13 protein-coding genes and 6 pseudogenes are annotated in these 17,580 nt (G+C 58.4%); 7 read left to right on the forward strand and 12 right to left on the reverse strand.

Annotated features, from left to right (window positions below):
- Positions 1-108 precede the first annotated feature (108 nt).
- Positions 109-398, forward strand: a pseudogene (locus C7449_RS22165) (IS21 family transposase); the annotation flags it as partial.
- Between the two features lie 816 nt (positions 399-1,214).
- On the opposite strand, the gene C7449_RS17720 reads toward C7449_RS22165, so the two are convergent.
- From C7449_RS17720 to C7449_RS17730, 3 genes are all read right to left on the reverse strand, one after another.
- Positions 1,215-1,634: a hypothetical protein gene (locus tag C7449_RS17720; protein WP_108004247.1), complete on the reverse strand. Its 420-nt coding sequence runs from the start codon at positions 1,632-1,634 to the stop codon at positions 1,215-1,217.
- A 553-nt stretch (positions 1,635-2,187) separates the two neighbouring features.
- On the reverse strand, positions 2,188-2,463 hold the full coding sequence (locus C7449_RS21615; RefSeq protein ID WP_146165101.1) for a hypothetical protein: 276 nt from the start codon (positions 2,461-2,463) through the stop codon (positions 2,188-2,190).
- Between the two features lie 73 nt (positions 2,464-2,536).
- Entirely contained in the window at positions 2,537-2,743 is a 207-nt protein-coding gene (locus tag C7449_RS17730) for a hypothetical protein (RefSeq protein ID WP_108004249.1), read from the reverse strand.
- A gap of 191 nt (positions 2,744-2,934) precedes the next feature.
- Here C7449_RS17730 and C7449_RS17735 point away from each other — a divergent pair.
- Positions 2,935-3,191: pseudogene (locus C7449_RS17735) on the forward strand (IS3 family transposase); the annotation flags it as partial.
- Positions 3,192-3,202: 11 nt separating this feature from the next.
- On the opposite strand, the gene C7449_RS17740 reads toward C7449_RS17735, so the two are convergent.
- The 6 genes from C7449_RS17740 to C7449_RS17760 form a co-directional block, all read right to left on the reverse strand.
- Positions 3,203-3,400: a hypothetical protein gene (locus tag C7449_RS17740; protein WP_108004450.1), complete on the reverse strand. Its 198-nt coding sequence runs from the start codon at positions 3,398-3,400 to the stop codon at positions 3,203-3,205.
- Between the two features lie 61 nt (positions 3,401-3,461).
- Positions 3,462-3,656, reverse strand: coding sequence for a hypothetical protein (locus tag C7449_RS21840; protein WP_170115934.1), 195 nt, complete (start codon positions 3,654-3,656; stop codon positions 3,462-3,464).
- A 209-nt stretch (positions 3,657-3,865) separates the two neighbouring features.
- A complete protein-coding gene (locus C7449_RS22170) occupies positions 3,866-4,147 on the reverse strand; it encodes a hypothetical protein (protein ID WP_108004250.1) in 282 nt (93 codons plus the stop codon).
- A 150-nt stretch (positions 4,148-4,297) separates the two neighbouring features.
- Positions 4,298-4,732: a hypothetical protein gene (locus C7449_RS22175; RefSeq protein WP_245414437.1), complete on the reverse strand. Its 435-nt coding sequence runs from the start codon at positions 4,730-4,732 to the stop codon at positions 4,298-4,300.
- Positions 4,733-5,106: 374 nt separating this feature from the next.
- Positions 5,107-5,457, reverse strand: a complete 351-nt coding sequence (locus C7449_RS17755; protein ID WP_108004251.1) for a hypothetical protein — start codon at positions 5,455-5,457, stop codon at positions 5,107-5,109.
- A 177-nt stretch (positions 5,458-5,634) separates the two neighbouring features.
- Positions 5,635-6,804, reverse strand: a complete 1,170-nt coding sequence (locus tag C7449_RS17760) for an extracellular catalytic domain type 1 short-chain-length polyhydroxyalkanoate depolymerase (protein ID WP_108004252.1) — start codon at positions 6,802-6,804, stop codon at positions 5,635-5,637.
- Between the two features lie 173 nt (positions 6,805-6,977).
- On the opposite strand from C7449_RS17760, the pseudogene C7449_RS22180 reads away from it, so the two are divergent.
- From C7449_RS22180 to C7449_RS17785, 5 genes and pseudogenes are all read left to right on the forward strand, one after another.
- A pseudogene (locus C7449_RS22180) lies at positions 6,978-7,166 on the forward strand (transposase domain-containing protein); the annotation flags it as partial.
- 292 nt (positions 7,167-7,458) lie between these two features.
- Positions 7,459-7,668 (forward strand): cold-shock protein, encoded by a 210-nt coding sequence (locus C7449_RS17770; RefSeq protein ID WP_108004451.1) that lies wholly within the window; start codon positions 7,459-7,461, stop codon positions 7,666-7,668.
- Between the two features lie 135 nt (positions 7,669-7,803).
- The gene (locus C7449_RS17775) at positions 7,804-8,028 is read left to right on the forward strand and encodes a hypothetical protein (RefSeq protein WP_108004253.1); all 225 of its coding nucleotides are present in this window, start codon (positions 7,804-7,806) and stop codon (positions 8,026-8,028) included.
- Positions 8,029-8,055: 27 nt separating this feature from the next.
- A complete protein-coding gene (locus tag C7449_RS17780; protein WP_108004254.1) occupies positions 8,056-8,436 on the forward strand; it encodes a DUF6481 family protein in 381 nt (126 codons plus the stop codon).
- 176 nt (positions 8,437-8,612) lie between these two features.
- Positions 8,613-8,888, forward strand: coding sequence for a hypothetical protein (locus C7449_RS17785; protein WP_108004255.1), 276 nt, complete (start codon positions 8,613-8,615; stop codon positions 8,886-8,888).
- 1,626 nt (positions 8,889-10,514) lie between these two features.
- On the opposite strand, the pseudogene C7449_RS17800 reads toward C7449_RS17785, so the two are convergent.
- From C7449_RS17800 to C7449_RS22480, 3 pseudogenes are all read right to left on the reverse strand, one after another.
- Positions 10,515-10,928 (reverse strand): annotated as a pseudogene (locus C7449_RS17800) (integrase core domain-containing protein); the annotation flags it as partial.
- A gap of 205 nt (positions 10,929-11,133) precedes the next feature.
- A pseudogene (locus tag C7449_RS22185) lies at positions 11,134-11,399 on the reverse strand (acyl-CoA dehydrogenase family protein); the annotation flags it as partial.
- A gap of 199 nt (positions 11,400-11,598) precedes the next feature.
- Positions 11,599-17,485 (reverse strand): annotated as a pseudogene (locus C7449_RS22480) (DUF3320 domain-containing protein).
- Positions 17,486-17,580 lie beyond the last annotated feature (95 nt).

The raw sequence follows: 17,580 nt of genomic DNA on the forward strand, positions 1-17,580 counted from the left end.
TGGTGCCATGCGTAAACCCTGTAATCGTCATATGTCGAAGCCTCGTTCGGCAACAACATCAACAATCACACGCTGATCCGGAAGGTGGGGGAAAACCAGCGCTTACAGTTCAAGGTCCCAGACAGGCCGAGCAAACTCGATCCTTTCGCGGACCGGCTATCGGCCCGACTGCGGACGGAAGCCAATAAGCCCCGCAAGCAGAAGCGCACTCTCAAACAGCTCCATGCTGATCTGCTCAGCCTCAGTTACGACGGGTCCTATTGCCGGGCTGCCGCCTTCCCCCGCGAGTGGAGAGCAGACTGGCAAAGAGAGCGGCAGACGTCCGGTCGTGACACCTTCGTGCCGTTGGCCTTCGAACCGGGCGAGGATTCCAGTTCGACTGGTCCGAGGACTCTGCAAGTCCTGTCCCATTGTCAACAATTGATGGATTCGAGGATGAATCCCTTCAAGAACTCGGGTGCGAATCCTTTGATCGTGCACCAGCGGATGCGGCGCCGAAACATCTGCCACCTATATCAACGCACGCGCCGGAAAATGCCATCGTTGCTCACTTTGACCCTCGCGCTTGTGACCTCGTGGATCGCATGTATGTGGCGGATGATCAGGGGCCGTCGGTCGGCTCAGGGGCCGAGAGAGGACGGTCTGCTTCTAGAGACCATAGAACGCGGACCTACACAGTGTGTGTCGATTCAGGTAGTTGCAGTTCGAATCCCCTCCGGAGGGTTATCACGGCATCAGCGTCAACGAGGTTTGCAGTCGCCGGAATCCGGTCTTCTCGCCAGTTCCCGCGCCAAGCAGCGGGCTTTGAGGCGATGTCAGAATCGTTCAGCACAGGACGCACTTCATCCCCAGAGGAAGCTAGCGCACTAGGAAAGGCCTCAGTCAGACGCTGGGGTTGACGATGGTTCCGCTACGGGCGCCCTCGAATTAGAGGACGTGATCAGCATGGAGCTTCGCCCTTCCACGACGCTTTTTCACCAGTTCGGGAACCCTTCTTCTCGGCATAGTTCGGAATATGGGCGTGCTTCCGACGGCTGAAGCCATCTTGCAGGGTGGCCCCTCCTGTGTCCCGGCGGGAACACGCCCGCCATTCACTGCCACTAAGGCTACGGAGCGACTGTGGCCTGAGCCGCGATGCCGAGCGGATTCGAACCGACGACCTCCGCAGTGGCGGTCTCCAATTCAGAATAGCGCGTACATCGCGACCCCGAACACTAAATACTCTTCAGCAGCCGCAGCGCACTATCGGGATCCTGGCATCCCGCTTCGTAGAGCCGCATCACGCGGCGCGCCATCTGTTGGGCTTCCTCGCTGTCTTTGGCTAGTGTCGGATTCTGGTTGGCCAGACAGAATATGGAGCTCATCAGGGCAATGTCCTCCGGGCCGAACACGCCATTTTTCGTCCGGATATCGTCCCCGTGCCGGGAGAAGCGGTGCCGGGCCGCTGCTATCCCGCATGCTACCAGTTCGTCATGTAGCACTAGGCCACGATCGTACAACGTCGATAGATAGTCGCGCAGCCAGGCCCGATTGGCCTGGGGGTGTTCAAACCAACCGTTGCTGCTAATGGCATTGACGATGCGGTTGATCGCTTTGAGCTTCTGGCGCTTTTGAATGAAGTTCCCGCTACGCATGATCTCCTCCCAAGGTCACCGGAAGAAACCAAAGCCCCGACGGCGCTCGACGAGGGCGGCCAATAATATGATGCTGTCCACCCCGATATTCAACCGCCCAAGGCGCGCCAGCGTGCGGGCTTGCCATCACATCCGGCTCATCGGCACTTGCTTTTCTGGAGGAAGCCGAAGATGACGGTCCCGCTCGGCCGCATGCGCAGGGAAACTGGCTTTGCGTGGCGAATCGTGAATGATGTCAACGTGAATTCGCGCCGCAGTTCCCGGCAGCTTCAACCTTGAGCGTGTCGGGGAAGCAGTGTCCAACCCGCCCAAAGGCAGCAATTGATGGCTCGATAACCTGCGGGGCGGCAGTTTATCTGAGTGCTGCCCCTGCCGGTGTCCGATCACACCGCGGTCAACTGGCCAGCATATGACATGCAGCCCAGCTCTCGCGGGTGCTGTCATTGGCAGCTAAATTTGTCTGAGTAGCTGTTTTGTGCCAATGCTGGGCTCGGTGGAGATCACGCCCCGACTGACGCCCCTCAAGACTGCGCCAGATGCAGCCCTGAGTAGATCAGTGAAGCCAGCCGCTCGTCGGAGGATTCTTGCAACGGGACCAATAGATATCAACACTGTATTCGAGGCGCAGTTCAGCGATCAGGTCCTGACCGGGGCCATAAACTCGGACAGCAAGCGGATGAGCAGCATCCTTGGGCAGGCCGTTTACGGCCATTGCAGCCAAGGTCTTGCTCGCCCGCTGAATGGCGACGCTATCATCTGAGAGGCTGAGAGCATCGCCGGGCGATTGCGATCCGTCATTGTCGCTGATGCCGAAAAAATATTGTGGCATTGCCTCGGACTTTGCGTCGTCGAAACCCGCACAACAACGACCGCGCCGGAATGTTCCGGCGGGCTTCCTAGTCTCACTCCAGGGGTTTCATCCTTGCGAGCAGTTCAGCCCGGTCGCCGATGCCCGATTGGTAAAGCTCGATCAAGCGGCTGGCAATATCGTCTGCAGTGTCCGAGTGCAGTGCGATGTGGTTGCTCGAAAGAACCTCCTCGAGAACGTCTTGCAGCAACGCAAGATCGTTCGGACCGATCGTACCGGTCGGAAAACTCCGCTTGATCATAGCGCCATCCCCAACCAAGCCGAGAGAGTTTGATCTAATCTTATCGTCTCCGCAAGCGGGGCGGCGATCCGTGGCCTGCTGCCGCTCTTGTGGGCAGCGAGATAAGGTGTTCAATGAAGCTGGAAAGTGGGAACGCAGAGAAAGTTCAGCCGCGAGTAGCTTGAGCGCTGATCCGCAGCATGCCTTTCCTGCCATGGGCAACTGAAGCAAGTGCGTTGGATGTGTCCCGCTCAGGCTTCTACGCCTGGCTCAACCGCAGCGCTAGCGCTCGCTCCCAGCATCACGAGGTGCTGCTAGACGCTATCAATGGGAGCTTCAAGAGCAGCGACCGCACCTATGGTTCGCGCCGCGCGTGAAACGAGGTTTTGGCCGAGGGCTTCCTGTGGCCTGCATCGTGCCGAACGGCTCCATGCGAGAGAATGGTCTACGCGCTCGGCTGCTGCGTCGCCGACAGCATTGTCATTTTGACGACGGGCCAATACGCTTGAGCAAGTCCCAGATGGGGAGCGCAGCGAGGCCACCGATGACGCCCGCCACATAGCTCGGAATAGATCCGGCAAATACTGACTGCCAGATAAGGCCAATCACGTAGCTGGCCGCTAACATCGTTACCACGGTTATGATCAGTCGCTGCCAGAGAGGAAGGTGCGTGTCCATGAATTCGTGACCGCGAAACGAGGGTGATCTGTCGATCCGACCGTGATTATACACCATAGAACTACACCCGATAAATTTTGCATGCCGCGCCGTGAACAGTAACGAGACGCGCGAAGTCGGCATCCTTCAGCAGGTGTGTCTCGTTCAGCACACCCGCAGCAAAGTGGTGTTCGGCTGGATGTCGATGACCTTGTCGGTGGTCGTTCAGATCTGTGGATCGTGATCGCGCGAACCCGATGCTTTCGAGCGCCAGCATCATCGTCTCATGTCGATTATGCGCAGCGCATCGCTACAACGTTGAATCCCCGACAACGACCCTTGCTGTCCCTTCGCTGCGGTCGACCGATGAGGCCGAACAGCCCCAGCAGGACAGGCAAAGTTGGTGTTTTGGTTCAGCAGATAGCATGGCCGTATATAGGCATTCCCCGCGAAACAGGGCAGCAGGTCGAGATGAACGCTAACACCCTAGTGCGCTGGATTGCCGGTCGATACTCCTGCGTCCCTTAGAAGGGCGCTCTCGATCTCCGCTGCGGTTACCTGCAAAAACTGACGGGTGGCGGTCACAGCGGAGATCGCGGGTATCTCCAGATGAGTGCCTACCCGCCTGTAGGCGGAGAAGCTCAGACCTTCGATAAGCTCCTCGTCAACGACGAGGCGATAAGTCCCGGCTTGCAAAGGCGCGACAAGGCCATCCAAGACAAACGGATGTTCGAATGTTATTTGAGTCTCTGTCGTTCTTTCGATCATTTGCGCTATCGACCCGCCCCATTTTATCGCGTTGACGTGGGTTGACCCAACGTCGTTGGATTTGGCTGTTCGTACCTGCCTTGTTCCGGGCGCAAGGCCCAAACCGCAATGATAACAAACAGCACCAGCAAAGAAGACATCAGCAATCGGCTAGACATCGCCGGTCTCCTTGACGGTCCCGACGCTCTTGATCGCGATCGGAAAAGTGCGTTGGGCGCTCATGCTCACCGCTCCGCCTTCGTTTTCCCAAGTTTGTACGTCTAACTCGTCAGGGAGCCTCGGCGTCTTGATGCCAGCTCTGCTCAGATTGTGTGGCAGACCTTGGATGGCATAGCGCGGAAGCGGCGATTTGTAGGGCAGTTTTGTTGTCGTCGCCTTGCCGAAATTGCGTTCCAACTGCGCCGCGAGTGCATACGGGGATGTCTCCCCGGCCATAAACAGGTTCATCACGAGCAATGCGGCGGCGTTGAAAAGCGATTGATCTTCGGCGAGAACATTGGCGTCATAGCCGGCGTCGTCCAAAACAGACTGGACCATTTTCATTTCAGAAGGCGAGATGGAAGCGTATCTGGGGTCGGAAGACATGATGTCCTCCTTTGATTGGGGCCAGGGTAATCAGCCCTCTAACAGTAGCGCCCGTAACATTGCTACCGACAACTGAAGGATGCGCTTCGACCGCACCAAACGCAAGCGCGTGCAGGTTTCATTCGGACGTGCGGGTGTGACAGCCCATCACCGGTTTGCCCCCTGTTTTGCCCCCCTGTCGCGAGGTGAGGCCACAAAAATGTGAGGCAGTTTGCAGCGGGGCACCGCGATCGCGTCGGGACAGTGTCGGCGTGATCCATACAACGGAGCTGTTAACACGAGGCCTTGCATTGGAGGACCTAACAAGCTTCCTCATGGCCGTGAAAATGCCACGGCCACGAATTGAACCTTACGCACCCTCATAGCCAGAGAGTTCAGAGAGGCTTGACCAGCTCATCGCCACAGGCCGAGGCCAGCGCGGAGTTTGGTTGATCCGTCCCAAGCGGGGTAGCCCAGCCGGACTTCTCAACGATAGAGCGACGCCCGTAGATCGAGGCTGCCTTGATCTGCGCTAACACGTTGGCTGCCGCAGGATCGCTTTTTGACCTCTCAACGCAGTAAGGCGTCAAGGCGAGAGCGACGCCGGATGATACATCCGAGGCGGAAATATTACGTGCCGTACCGCTGGTCACCCATCCTCCCCAAGAAAATCCAAAAACTACCATGGCAAAAGCGCCAACAGCCGCACCGGTTAGAGCGGGTTTAATCCATGCGGGGATGTCCATGACCTTGTCCGATCGTCAATGATCGAGTCCGCATTATTGCGGGCCAGAAAATTATCATAGCACCGGAGTATCAAAAACCTTGCATGGATTCGGTCACCCTCTCAAGACAGCTTGCTATATATCACCTGAGTGTGTTGCCTGGCGGCGAGACGCATTGATTGTTGACGAAGCGTTGGCTCATTTCATCAGCCCTGCTGCGCGGAGCGCGTCTTCGATGATTTTCTGGACCCCAGCGCCCTGCTGCGCGTTAGCCGTCCCATGCTGATGACGATCTGACCGATCCGTGTCATTTCCATCGGTGAGCGCTCCGGGCATGAGAATTTCGCCCGTGTGGATGTAATCTTCGGACCGCGCGTCTGCTGTATCGTCCCGACGACGATGCGCGACGTCTACAAGGCCCCAAAACGTTGCGATCTGTAATGTGGAAGATATGCCGGTTTCCAGCATGTAGGGGCCTGGCTTGCCGTAACCGTCCGGACCGCCCGTTGCCAAAGGCGTACCATGGCCCATGCCATGGATTGTGTAGGATTCGATGAGTTCCCGCCCGTCCGCGCCATGCCAGACTTTGCGCAGATATCTCTGTTCACTCTCGCTGACGTAGTCTGTTGTCTTGACACCGTGAAGTCCTGCCCATTGCCGGACAATGGTCTCCATATTCGATATGTCGACGATGCTGTCGGCAGTGCCGTGCCAAACGGAAATGGTAGGCCAGTTTCCTTGATGGGGCGATGCACTGCGAACAAGTTTCTGCAGGTCCATTTCGCTCGGACCACCCTGGCCACGCATTCGATCGAATGCTTCGGGCATTGTCGTCGCGCTGCCATAGGGCAATCCGGCGATGATGGCACCGCCAGCAAAGACATCGGGATAGCTGGCCAACATTACTGATGACATCGCACCACCCGCAGAAAGTCCGACTATGAAAATGCGGCTTCGGTCCAATCCGTAAGCGTTCACCATGGTCTCGATCATCTGGTGGATCGAAAGGGCTTCCCCTGCATCGCGTTTTGCATCGCCCGGCAAAAACCAGTTGAAGCATAGATTGGGATTGTTCGCCCGCTGCTGTTCGGGAAAAAGAAGGGCAAATCCATATCGCTCAGCCAGAACCGACCATCCGGAGCCGTTATCGTACGCTGCCGCGCTTTGCGTGCAGCCGTGCAAGACAACTACGAGCGGCGCGCCCGAAACGAGATTTTCTGGAATGAATGTCCTCGCTCTTAGGGCTCCGGGATTGGATGCTGCTATCTCCATGTCCTTGAGACGGTCACGGGTGGAACGGTGATCCGTCTGACCGTACGCAGCTTTGAGTGCGGCAAGGCGAGCAATGGTGTCCGATAGATTTCTCATTTCAGAGTATCCTCGTGTTGCAATGGCCAACGCGCTGCTGACATCTCCTAACGCACCTGCGCAAGAATGGTTGCTGCATCGCACAATGGACTCGTTTTTTGACGGACTGCGGATAGCCATGCGATTTTCTGTGGGTGGAGCCGCGACCCACCGATGACCGCATAGCACCCGCATCGGATCGTGGTGCTGATCGGGCCGCCTTCATTGCGACGGTGATCATGAGTGCCAAGCTCAACGACATCGACCCGCAGGCCTGGCTTGCCCACGGCCTCGCCAACATCGCGGACACGCCGGACCCCAATGCCCGTTTAGCGACCAGGCGCACGGCACCTGGCGGTCTGAAGCCTGTTCCGGCGAGTTAGGACTGAGTTCACCAAGCGCGACACTAAGTGCGCTCTATGAAGTACAGCCGGTTCGATTGTAGGAAGGCTGTGAAATTGCAACCAGATATTGAGGCTATTGACCGCCCGAAAACTAAAAGTTGACACTCCCATCGAGACAGCCTATATACCGAATGTCGATATTTGCTTGCTTAGCTTTGGTTATCGCGCATCTGGCAGCGCGCCCTGAACGAACCTTTCTTTCAAAAATCGCTATCGCATTCCGCAGCGCTGCAAGCGTTGTGGACCTTCTATTGCTATGAAAGGGTTCATCATGACCACCGGCACAGTTAAATGGTTCAATTCCACCAAGGGCTTCGGTTTTATCCAGCCTGACAATGGCGGCGCTGACGCGTTCGTCCACATCTCTGCTGTCGAGCGCGCCGGAATGCGCGACCTCGTAGAAGGCCAGAAGATCGGCTACGACCTTGAGCGCGACAACAAGTCGGGCAAGATGTCAGCTTGCAACCTGCAGGCCGCCTAAGTCTTACCGGTATCGGCTCTCCGTTGACCACGGATGTACTGGCACTGTCGAGAGCATGATACCAGCGAGGTCAGGCAGCTTGCCTGGCCTTTTTTGCTGCCGCAGAAGCCTGCGGCGCCCAGTCCGGAAATGACCATGTCACAAACCCACAGCAAATCTCGGCAGCAGGCGGAGATCGCCTTCGCCAATGCTCAATCGCAATTTTTTGGTCGCAACAGCGCCGCTGAAGAACTTGATTCCCTCATGCAGGCTCGCGAGGCCAAGACCGTGCGGCTTCGCGAAGCCCGCCTCGCAAAAGCGTCAAAGGACCGTGAGGCAGCGACGGCCTCGCTACTCGCTAAGCGGGCCAAGAGAGACTGAATTTTTGCGACGCCATTTGAAGAAGATTTGAAGAACGCCAGAAACACCGACCATTCCGATCGCCGGACTGCCGCCGCGGCGGCAAGAACTGCTCTCTTGAACGCTTACCGCAACGCGAAAATCGCCGGCGAGGCAGACAGATTGGCGAGGCAAGCGGAACGGATGGCTGTAGCTGCTGCCAGGGAAGAGCGGCGCGTGGAACGCGAACGGGTGAAGCGTAGCGAAGCTGACCGCCGAGCGACCGAGGCCGCGGAGCAGCTGACAGCCGCCGATGCTGCAGTGCGGGCAGATACCGAAGCGCGCGAGACAGCGGAAAGGAACCGCATAGCACTGGTGCTCGAAGACGAGGCCGCTCGAAAGGCGGAGCGCGATCGGCGTTATGCGAACCGTAAGGCCAGACGAGCCTAGCGCCCCGCTTTCGGGCATGGGTGGCGAACTCATGGCCTTGTTCACCTGGCCTTGGAGCGGGCCATCAGATCTGCGACGACGTGGCCTGATGCGCAGACGCGGTCTCTAGCGCTCTTGTTTCAGCCCGAAGCCAAAAGCGCGGCGTATTCCCTCGTCACACCGAAAAGGAACCTGTCATGGCAGAGCATACCGGTGAACTACAAGCGATCAACACAGCGTGGCAGATTGCGATTCAGGAAATACTGCGAATGGTCATCCGCGACATGTATCACGGGGAGGGAGAAGCCGCCTTTTTGGCCAACATCAAACGCATCGAAGAGGCTGCGGTGGACAGCATTCACACCGATCTGCGTCTGCGCGGGACAGATGAATGGACGGAAGTGCTTGTCAAAGAAAAAGCGAGTAATTTCGTTACCACACTGCTGACATCCTTCACCTATGATCGCACTTGACAACGATTATTCGACGATGTCTCACCTGTTGTTCCTTCCATCCCAATTGCGGCTTGCCAGGCGCAAACGGCTGCCTTCATTGAAGAGCATGGGCTGACCAAAGTTGCCTTTCGGCAAGCGCGTCAAGGTCAAAGCTCCGTCATACCATCGTCGGCTGCGGGTCGAACGCCCAATCGCACCGTCTTCTATCGGTTGCTTGCTAGTGCACGAAGTTGCGTTCAATGTGATTTCTTCAGCAGCCAATTATCAGGGCGCTGCTGCTTCAGGGTCTTCACACCCTAGCCCCATGGCGAAAGGAGGACACGATGTCCTCCAATGTTCAACATGTTGATTTTCGAACAAGTGACATCCGTATCATTCGAGAAATGCTTGCGAAGGCGGGATACGTCACAGCCAGGCTGATGCCTTTGACAGGCCCTCTCCACCAGGCGTCAAAGTCCGTGCTTCGCCGCTTCATGACCGGAACCATGAAGGACTCGACCAAGTGATCGGCGGGGTGGACGCTTCCCCGTTTGCGCTTCGCCTCGCCCAGGACGGTACCTGGACTGTCTTCGACACTCGTTCCGGCGTCACCGCGGCACCTGGCTTTCTTCCGGTGATAGGACTTTCAGAGACGGATGCCAAAGGGGTGGCCGCGATCCTCAACCGGAACATCGTTGACCCCGCATCCCTTTGCACCGGTACGCGATACAGGGTCTCCCTGGAAGGCGCTAAGCCACCGCATCCAGCTTCTTTGCCTCGTGCGGCTCGCCCCGGATAGCAGCGCGGTGGAAGCGCATCCACGTATTCGCTGATCGTCTCGGCAAAGATAAACGACATCGACCCCAGCCGAAATCATAGTTTCCACGTTATTGGCCGAATGCTTACACCAATACGAATGCCATCGGTATCGCTGATGAGCGGTGGGAACGCTTCCGCACTCGCGAATGCCGCAATCGCAGTCTGACTTTAAGCACGGATGTCCTAGCAATGGGTGGAATAGCGATTGGTGAGGAAGGTCGGTGCGTTTTTCACACCGCCTTCTTTGTTGCGCGCGTGGCATTGTTGGCGTCTTGCAACGCTGCTAGACTTCGTTAGATCGATGCCGAGGACACCCGTCGCCATCCTTCATGGAGATGGCTATGGCGGCCCATACGATGAGATATGCGGTTCGTTGCGAGGCAGGTCAGTCATGGACGGTCTATGACGTTTTCACAGGCGACCCGGCGAAACCTTCAAGCTGGAATTTGGTGAACCTCACGCTTGCCGAGGCGACCACGTACTGCGCCGTCCTAAACGCTAAAGACCTGAACCGCAGGAATATGCTGGACATCTAGGTGGCGGTGGTATCACCAGTGCATGTTACCCAACACCACAAAAATCATAAAGCATAAAACCCCGATTAGGGTCAGGATGGACAACCACCACGTAATGGTGAGAGCGTTTTTCATCCCCCAACATGCGCGTGTATGGGTTGTAAGTCGAGCGGATTCGGTGGCGCGCCGTTTCTGAGCGCCGCCGATATTGCCAATCGTCGCAACGCCATCGGATTGTGGCCAAGCCTCGCGGGCCAGAACGAGGGATTCGAGTTCCTCGACCGGGGAAGAACCCAAGCATGCTGGTTGGTGGCCTCGGGGAGGCAGGCGATCACCCCCCATAAACCTTAGTGAGTTCGCTCCAGCGGTTTTGGGTTGCTGTGCTTGGGGCGGTAGCGGCGGGTTGCGGTGCGGAGCCATTTCGGCTGCGCAGCACCGCATCACGTCGCGGGTTGATGGTCAGAGCGAATTCGGCAGGTGTCAGCCAGCCGAGGCACGGTCGGTGATCGTTGTAATCGCTGCGCCAGTTTGAAAGCGCTGAGCGTGCATGGGTCAGTGACGAGAAGAGCGTTTCGTTCAAGAGTTCCGCAGCCGCCCATTGAAGCTTTCGATGAACGCGTTCTGGATCGGTTTGCCAGGCGCGATGTAGTGCCAATCGAACCGTGGTCCGGTCCGTCCATTGCAAGATCGCGTTGCTGGTGAACTCGCTGCCGTTGTCGCTGACAATCATCTTCGGCTTGGCCCTCTAGCCCTCCACGAATCCTTCGAAAGCCGTGTCCCGGCGGACGGGCGGCGCGACAGCAACTTCGCGTCAGCCTAGAGCTCGCCCATTGCACGCTTGGCGACCTCCATTTCCTCCAACGCGTCGCGCAGTGACTGCAGATCCGCGACCTTGATCTTAGCGACGAAAAGCGGCGGGTTATGTTATGCAGAGCGCGCGCGGAGCGAGTTTAGTTCCTGGTCATCTCACGGCCGATGATGATCTGCTGGATCTGCGAGGTGCCTTCGTAAAGCCTGAAGAGACGTACGTCGGGATAGAGATGCTCGACGGAATATTCCTCATGTAACCGGCGCCGCCATGAACTTGGGCAGCATGCTCCGCTACCCGTCCGATCATTTCCGAACAGAACAATTTACATGCGGCCGCCTCCCGGATTATCGGTGTGCCTTGATCGAACATCCGGGCTGCTTCCAACACCATCGATCGGCCCGCGAATGGCCGATATCGCGCGTTGCAGACGGACATGCCGCTGTCTGGTGCAGGCGGAAGACCTTGCTAAGCGGACATCAATCAATCGGCCTTCATTCCGCAGCCTCGGCCTTTGCCCGAGGCGACCAATGAGCTTTCATATCTAGCCGACTAGGCAGATCCTGCTGCCAGCCAGAAGAACTGGTACGAAGCCTTTCGAGGGTCTCTAGGCTTCCGCAGTGCTGTGAGCCCTAGCTTTCTCAATCGCTTCCTCCAAGCGAGCGCGCGAGGTCGCCGCCAGCCGTTCGACGCCGATCACTCTGGCTATCGACAACGCCGGATCGGACTCGTCGAGAAGTCCCCGGTTCGCGATTACGATCGCTGCCAGTTCTGAAAGAGGTGTATCGGAGATGGATCGACGCACTTCTCCTTCGCCGGCGCGATATGGATGAACTTCAGCTACTGTCCCCTTCTTCCAGAGGAGCCGCTCGACTCTTCGGTTCTGTCAAGTTCTTTCAGGTGAAGGGAAATGCGTTCGCGAATTCGCGATCCTGTTCGAAGCCACCCGTGAGCACGGGCAATTCGCTGTGCGAGCACATCTTCCCGCATTGGTGCCTCAGCTTCGATGACCGCCTCGATCATTGCCTTGAGGGTAGGACGATAGGATAACTCGAAGAAGCTGTCCGGATCGACCTTAAATGTGCTGAGGTCGGCCATACGGTACGCAGATCCGTCGGCCCGAAGAGCGACTTCGCTCTCCATAGACATCACAGGATCAACCGCAGCCGCACCCGTCAAGTGATCACCGGCTTCGATCGGCACCTCTTCCTCCACAAGGGCCGGCTGCTCGTCCTCATGAACGAAAGATTCCACATCGATTACGATAGACTCCTGATCGACAGCTTCGTCCATGACAGCTTCCGGCGCAGACCGGCTTTCTTCTAACAGAACGGATAGCGACTGATGCATTCGCTCGGCCGCACCTTGGCGGTCGAACCACCAGTCGGTTGACCAGACACGAACGATGTTCCAGCCCAGTCCGCGCAGGACCTGCTCCCGCACCTTGTCACGGTCCCGAGCCGTCGCCGAGCTGTGGTATGTCGCGCCATCGCATTCGACGCCAGCGAGATAGGCGCCAGCCTTGTCCGGATGCTTGATCCCGATGTCGATGCGGAAGCCCGAAATGCCGACCTGCGGCACGACGTGCCACCCGCGCTTGGACAGATCTTCCGCAACGGCCTCTTCGAAAGGCGACTCAAGTCCGCCTACCGATCCCTGATCCTGTGCGGGAAGAGCGATCGCTCCCCGCTCAGCAAAGTCGAGGAAGGCCTTGAGGTGGTGTACTCCGACCGCCTTTGTCCCGCCGACGTCGATCTGGTCTGCACGAAAGCCGGAGAACACCAGCAGTTCCTGGCGTGCGCGGGTCACGGCAACGTTCAAGCGTCTCTCACCGCCATCGCGGTTGAGGGCGCCGAAATCCATTGTCCGCTTGCCGGCAGCGTCTTCAGTGAAGGTGATCGAAAACAAGATAGTGTCACGTTCGTCGCCTTGGACATTTTCGAGGTTCTTCACGATCGTCGGCTCGATCCGGTCGTCGGCAAAGAACCATTCGAGTTCGGGGATGTCGCGCCTGGCTTCGTCGAGGAAGTCCTGGATAAGCGACTGCTGCAGGGCGTTGAAGGTGATGACTCCGATGGTCGGGCGATCGCCCTCAGGCAGCTTCAACCAGGACCGCATCCGCTTCACGGCTTCGTCGGCCACCGCTCGCGCTTCGACCTTGTTCGTCCGGCTCTTACCACGATCATAGACGCCGCTCAGCACAGGGCGGAGGCTTACTGCCCGATCCTCAACCTGCGGAGACGGGAAGGTGATCAGTCTGTTCTGGTAATAGTAGTGGTTGGAGAAAGCGACGAGGGATTCATTGCGGCTGCGGTAGTGCCAGCGCAAGTCGCGTACCGGGATGCCGGCCGTCTTCGCTTCGTCGAGGATGCTTTCGAGATCGCGCTCGTGCTCCTCGACCTCCTCATCGTCCTCGTTGCGTCCGAAGAAGTTCGTCGGCGGCAACTGCTTGGGATCGCCGACGATGATTGTCTGCCGCCCGCGCGCGATCGCGCCGACGGCGTCCCAAGTCGTGATCTGCGAAGCTTCGTCGAAGATCACGACATCGAAGAGAGCCTGATCGGGTGGAAGGTATTGCGCGATCGACAGCGGCGACATGAGCATGCAGGGCGCGAGCTTCGAGAGGCTGCTGGGCATCCCGCCGATCATCTCCCGGATTGAGCGGCTCGGCCGCTGTAGCTCCATCTGGTGCCGGAGCAAGCCGAGCTCGGACTGGCGCGGCACGCCTTGGATGGGCGGCAGACCGTGCGCAAGAACCGACGCGACCTTGCCAGCAGCGGCTTTCCTGACAAGGTCGTCGACCTGCCGGAAATCTTCGATCGCGTGTTCGTGCTGGAACCGACGGAATTCTCTGAGGACAGGATCGGCGTCGATCGCCAGCGGCAGCCACCATCTCGCATATCCGAGATGGAAAGCCGCCTCGGTGTCCGGGCCCGCCACGGCCCCGCTTTCGATGTCTTCGACCAGCCCGACGAGACCCTTCGCGATCGCCTCCTGCCGGACACGGCACCACGCAACCCAGTCGCGCAGCATCTGGCGTGCCCCTGACAGTTCTGCCAGTCGCCGAGGAAGGGTGGAAAAGAGTTCCTGCGGGTACAGTGTGGCCACGTCTGTTCCGGCCACGGACGAAAAGTCCTGCTTCGTCTGCACGAACTGCGCAAAGGCATCGATAAAGTCTCGCGCGGCAATACGGACGGAGGCGTCCGGAGATGCGGATATCAGAGCCGGCGCAATCGCCTGTACGATCACCCTCACCTCTTCCATCACCTTGCCTAGCCTGGAGAGACTGTCCCTGACCCGCTGAGCGCCCGAAAGGCGCCGCTCGACCAAGCCGAGGTCAGTCTTAAGTCCGTCGAAGCCCGCCCTCTTACCTGCCAGCGCGTTACCTTGAATAGCAGCCGACTGCTGTCTCATCCGTTTCAGGATTGCGAAGTCACGCTCGGGATCGGGAGTCCCTGCCTCTGCATATGACTGCAGAAGCTTCTTAACGCGACGCTTTCCTAGCCAGCTTTTCGGCCAGATCGATGCCGACGCTCGCGCCAGTCGTTCTCCAACTGCTCGATTGGTATTGCGTCAAGCGTCTCGCGGGCGAATGGTGCAGCAAGCCCCCGCTCTGCCGAACGGTATTCCGAAATTGCACCGCGTAGCTCGTCAAGCGCGTGCTGGAGCTGACCGAACTCTCTATCGAAAGCGACGCTGACGTCCGTCCCGGCTGTCGCCGCAAGGCTTTCGGCGAAGTCCGCCAGCCTCTGAACGCTATCAAAGCCTGGCAACGCTTCTTCCGTCACACCGAGTTCGCGCATAAACGCGCGGTATGCCTGCTGCAGCCGGTCGATCCGCTGGCTTATCGATGAGGCGAAAGACAGTAGCTGCTCCTGCCAGCCGGACGACCATTCCGCCTTGTCCACGAGGTCAAGGGACGGCTGACGCTGAACAGCGCCGTAGACCCGACCGAGTTCGGCCGCGAGCATAGCCAAGTTATTGTAGGTATGCTCATCGTGCGCATCCGTCGATGCGAACCAGAACTTCGGCGAATGCTGCATTGCCTCCTTCGAGGCGACACCGATCGCCTTATAGGCGGTGAGCCCGTTGGGATGCCGTTTGTGAAGGCTGTCCACGTAGCTGTTGAGTTCGTCGCGACGCAGGCGGAATCGCTCGTTGACCTGTATCCATTCGCGATCGTCGGAACGAGTGGAAGCCTGCCACGCCTGCTTCAGTTGAGAGACGAAACTCTTGCGATCCGCCTTGCTTGAATGCAGTTCCAGGCAGTAATCGCCAAGACCATGCTCGCGCAGCCGCCGATATACGACGTCGAGCGCGGCAGTCTTCTCGGCAACGAAAAGGACCGTCTTTCCGATCGCCAGGCAGTTGGCGATCATGTTGGCGATGGTCTGGCTCTTGCCCGTGCCCGGCGGCCCGACGACGACGAAGTCCCGCCCCTCCGCGGCGGCCAAGCTCGCCGCGATCTGCGAGGAGTCGGCAGGCAGGAGGCAGATGATATCCTTCGGGTCGAACCGGCGATCGATCTCCCGCTCTTCTGCAAAGGTCATCTCCCCATCGGCGAACGTCTGCTCTGGCGTATCGATGAGGTGCTTTACCACGCGGTTCTGACGAAGGGCGTCCGTCCGCTCCACAAGGTCTTTCCACATGAGGAACTTGGCGAAGGAGAACGTGGACAGGGCAACTTCGTCTACGACCTCCATTCCAGGCACGTCCCTGACCGCCTGACGAATGGACGCCAACAGTCGGAGGACGTCGACACCGCTTTCGTCGACTGGCAACGGTCCGGAAAACTGGGGAAGCCGCAGATCGAAGTCCCGCTCGAGGAATTGCAGCAGGGTGGCATTGAAACGAGGTTCGTCTTCGTGGAACCGGAGACCAAAGCGAGACGATGCGCTCTTCCGCTCAAGCTTGACTGGAAGGAGAAGGAGCGGAGCTCGATAGCTCCTAGGGTCTTCGGGCTTCTTCTTCCAGCGCAGGAATCCGACAGCGAGGAACAGGGTGTTCGCGCCACCCTCGGCGAAGTCGTTCTTGACCTGCCGGTGGAGCTCGATCAGCCGCTTATCCAATTCCTTGGTGTGCAACTTCGAGGACAGCTCGTCGCGCTGCAAGGCTTCCGTGGCGAAGCGGCGTCGCAGATCCTCGCCGCGGGTTTCCCGGAAGAGTGCCTCGTCCCTTTCGCCGACGGGGTTCTGTTCCGGCAGAGAAATAAGCCTGATCGTAGCGCCAGATGCCAGCCTGTCCTCAAGATAAGGTACGTCGGTGCACAGGAAGGGGATCGTCTTCTGCGTGTCGGGAAAATTCAGAAGCCGATTTCTTAGAGTGAGATCGAGAAGCTTCTTCTGCCACCGGTCGATCCTGCCCGCCGCCGTAGTGGGCTTCTCTTCGGCGACGTCTGCAGGGAGGGCATAGAATACCGGCATTGCTGGCAGAGGTAGTGCGATCGGTCTTGCATCATCGACGTCCTGGACCGCGCGTCGCATGGGTTCGTGGGAGGCAAGCGGGGTGACGCCTCCACTGCGCGCACGTCTGACATCTATCGCAGCGACGAACTTGTCCCGCTGCCCCTCCTCCATGCGAGCCTCGATCAGTTTCTGGGCATGATCGAGGACCATGGCCGGGCGATGGGTTAATCCGGTAGTCTCGAACACCAGTAACTCCCGGAGCGCAAGCGCCTTTCTCACCTCCAGATCGCTTTCGATCGCGTTGGAGAGTGTTCTCTGGTTCAACCAGACGCCCACTGCAGCATGTCCGCTAAACATCAGAATGACGGGATGAAGACCCGACGCTTCCAAGGTCGATGCGAGCAGCAGAGTCAGATCAAGGCATGTCGCCAGCTTCTGCTCGAGGATGTCGGTCGGTCGCCGCACCTTCTGTCCACGGTGCTCGAAGCTCGCGGGCGGCTCGGCATAATGCAGCCCCAGGGCGGAGACGGCAGAGTATATGGCAGCGCTGAGCATGAATGCTCGCTTCGGGTCGCCGCTCTGATAGCCGTCCAACGCTGACGAATGACCGTGTGCCGCGAGCTGATCCGCAGCGGATTTCATGACACGGGCGACGGCAGGGTCGTTCGGCATGACGAAGGCCGGCAGAAGTTGTGCCATGTCGTCCACGCCGCCCCACTCGTCACGAGCAAGAAGACGAACGGGGACATGGACCTCGCTCAAGGTCGCTCCGCGGGAGCTCAGCGTCAGCGTGATCTCGCCGCGCTCGGCCTCGTTCAGGCCCGACAGATAGGATGCGTCAAGATCGACCTTGCGATCCGTGACCGTGATGCTGTCGCCAGCAAGGATGCGGTCGATCGTCCAGGTCTTCGCGCGGATGAACGGCGGGTTCGCTGCGAGGTGAAGCTGACAGTCCTCAACGTTCTGTAAGGTGGGATTGTCAATCTTGATCGATCGTATGACCGGGATCGCATTTTGGAACGAAGCATATGTAAAACAGGAAGCAATATCGGCGTTAATGCCAACAACATACTCTACGACATCCGACATTCCGATCCTCCGAGCCCTAGTTGGCGATCAACCACTACTCTACTGAGGGTTTCAAGGATATTTTGGGCTCTCGTGTTCCGGCTAACCAATAACGC

Origin of the sequence: Mycoplana dimorpha (assembly GCF_003046475.1) — a bacterium.
In the GTDB taxonomy this organism is placed as follows: Bacteria; Pseudomonadota; Alphaproteobacteria; order Rhizobiales; family Rhizobiaceae; genus Mycoplana; species Mycoplana dimorpha.

Coding starts and splice junctions, on each gene's coding strand:
- C7449_RS17720 (WP_108004247.1), bottom strand. CDS start 1,634: ATGCGTAGCGGGAACTTCATTCAAAAGCGCCAGAAGCTCAAAGCGATC.
- C7449_RS21615 (WP_146165101.1), bottom strand. CDS start 2,463: ATGCCACAATATTTTTTCGGCATCAGCGACAATGACGGATCGCAATCG.
- C7449_RS17730 (WP_108004249.1), bottom strand. CDS start 2,743: ATGATCAAGCGGAGTTTTCCGACCGGTACGATCGGTCCGAACGATCTT.
- C7449_RS17740 (WP_108004450.1), bottom strand. CDS start 3,400: ATGGACACGCACCTTCCTCTCTGGCAGCGACTGATCATAACCGTGGTA.
- C7449_RS21840 (WP_170115934.1), bottom strand. CDS start 3,656: ATGCTGGCGCTCGAAAGCATCGGGTTCGCGCGATCACGATCCACAGAT.
- C7449_RS22170 (WP_108004250.1), bottom strand. CDS start 4,147: ATGATCGAAAGAACGACAGAGACTCAAATAACATTCGAACATCCGTTT.
- C7449_RS22175 (WP_245414437.1), bottom strand. CDS start 4,732: ATGTCTTCCGACCCCAGATACGCTTCCATCTCGCCTTCTGAAATGAAA.
- C7449_RS17755 (WP_108004251.1), bottom strand. CDS start 5,457: ATGGACATCCCCGCATGGATTAAACCCGCTCTAACCGGTGCGGCTGTT.
- C7449_RS17760 (WP_108004252.1), bottom strand. CDS start 6,804: ATGAGAAATCTATCGGACACCATTGCTCGCCTTGCCGCACTCAAAGCT.
- C7449_RS17770 (WP_108004451.1), top strand. CDS start 7,459: ATGACCACCGGCACAGTTAAATGGTTCAATTCCACCAAGGGCTTCGGT.
- C7449_RS17775 (WP_108004253.1), top strand. CDS start 7,804: ATGTCACAAACCCACAGCAAATCTCGGCAGCAGGCGGAGATCGCCTTC.
- C7449_RS17785 (WP_108004255.1), top strand. CDS start 8,613: ATGGCAGAGCATACCGGTGAACTACAAGCGATCAACACAGCGTGGCAG.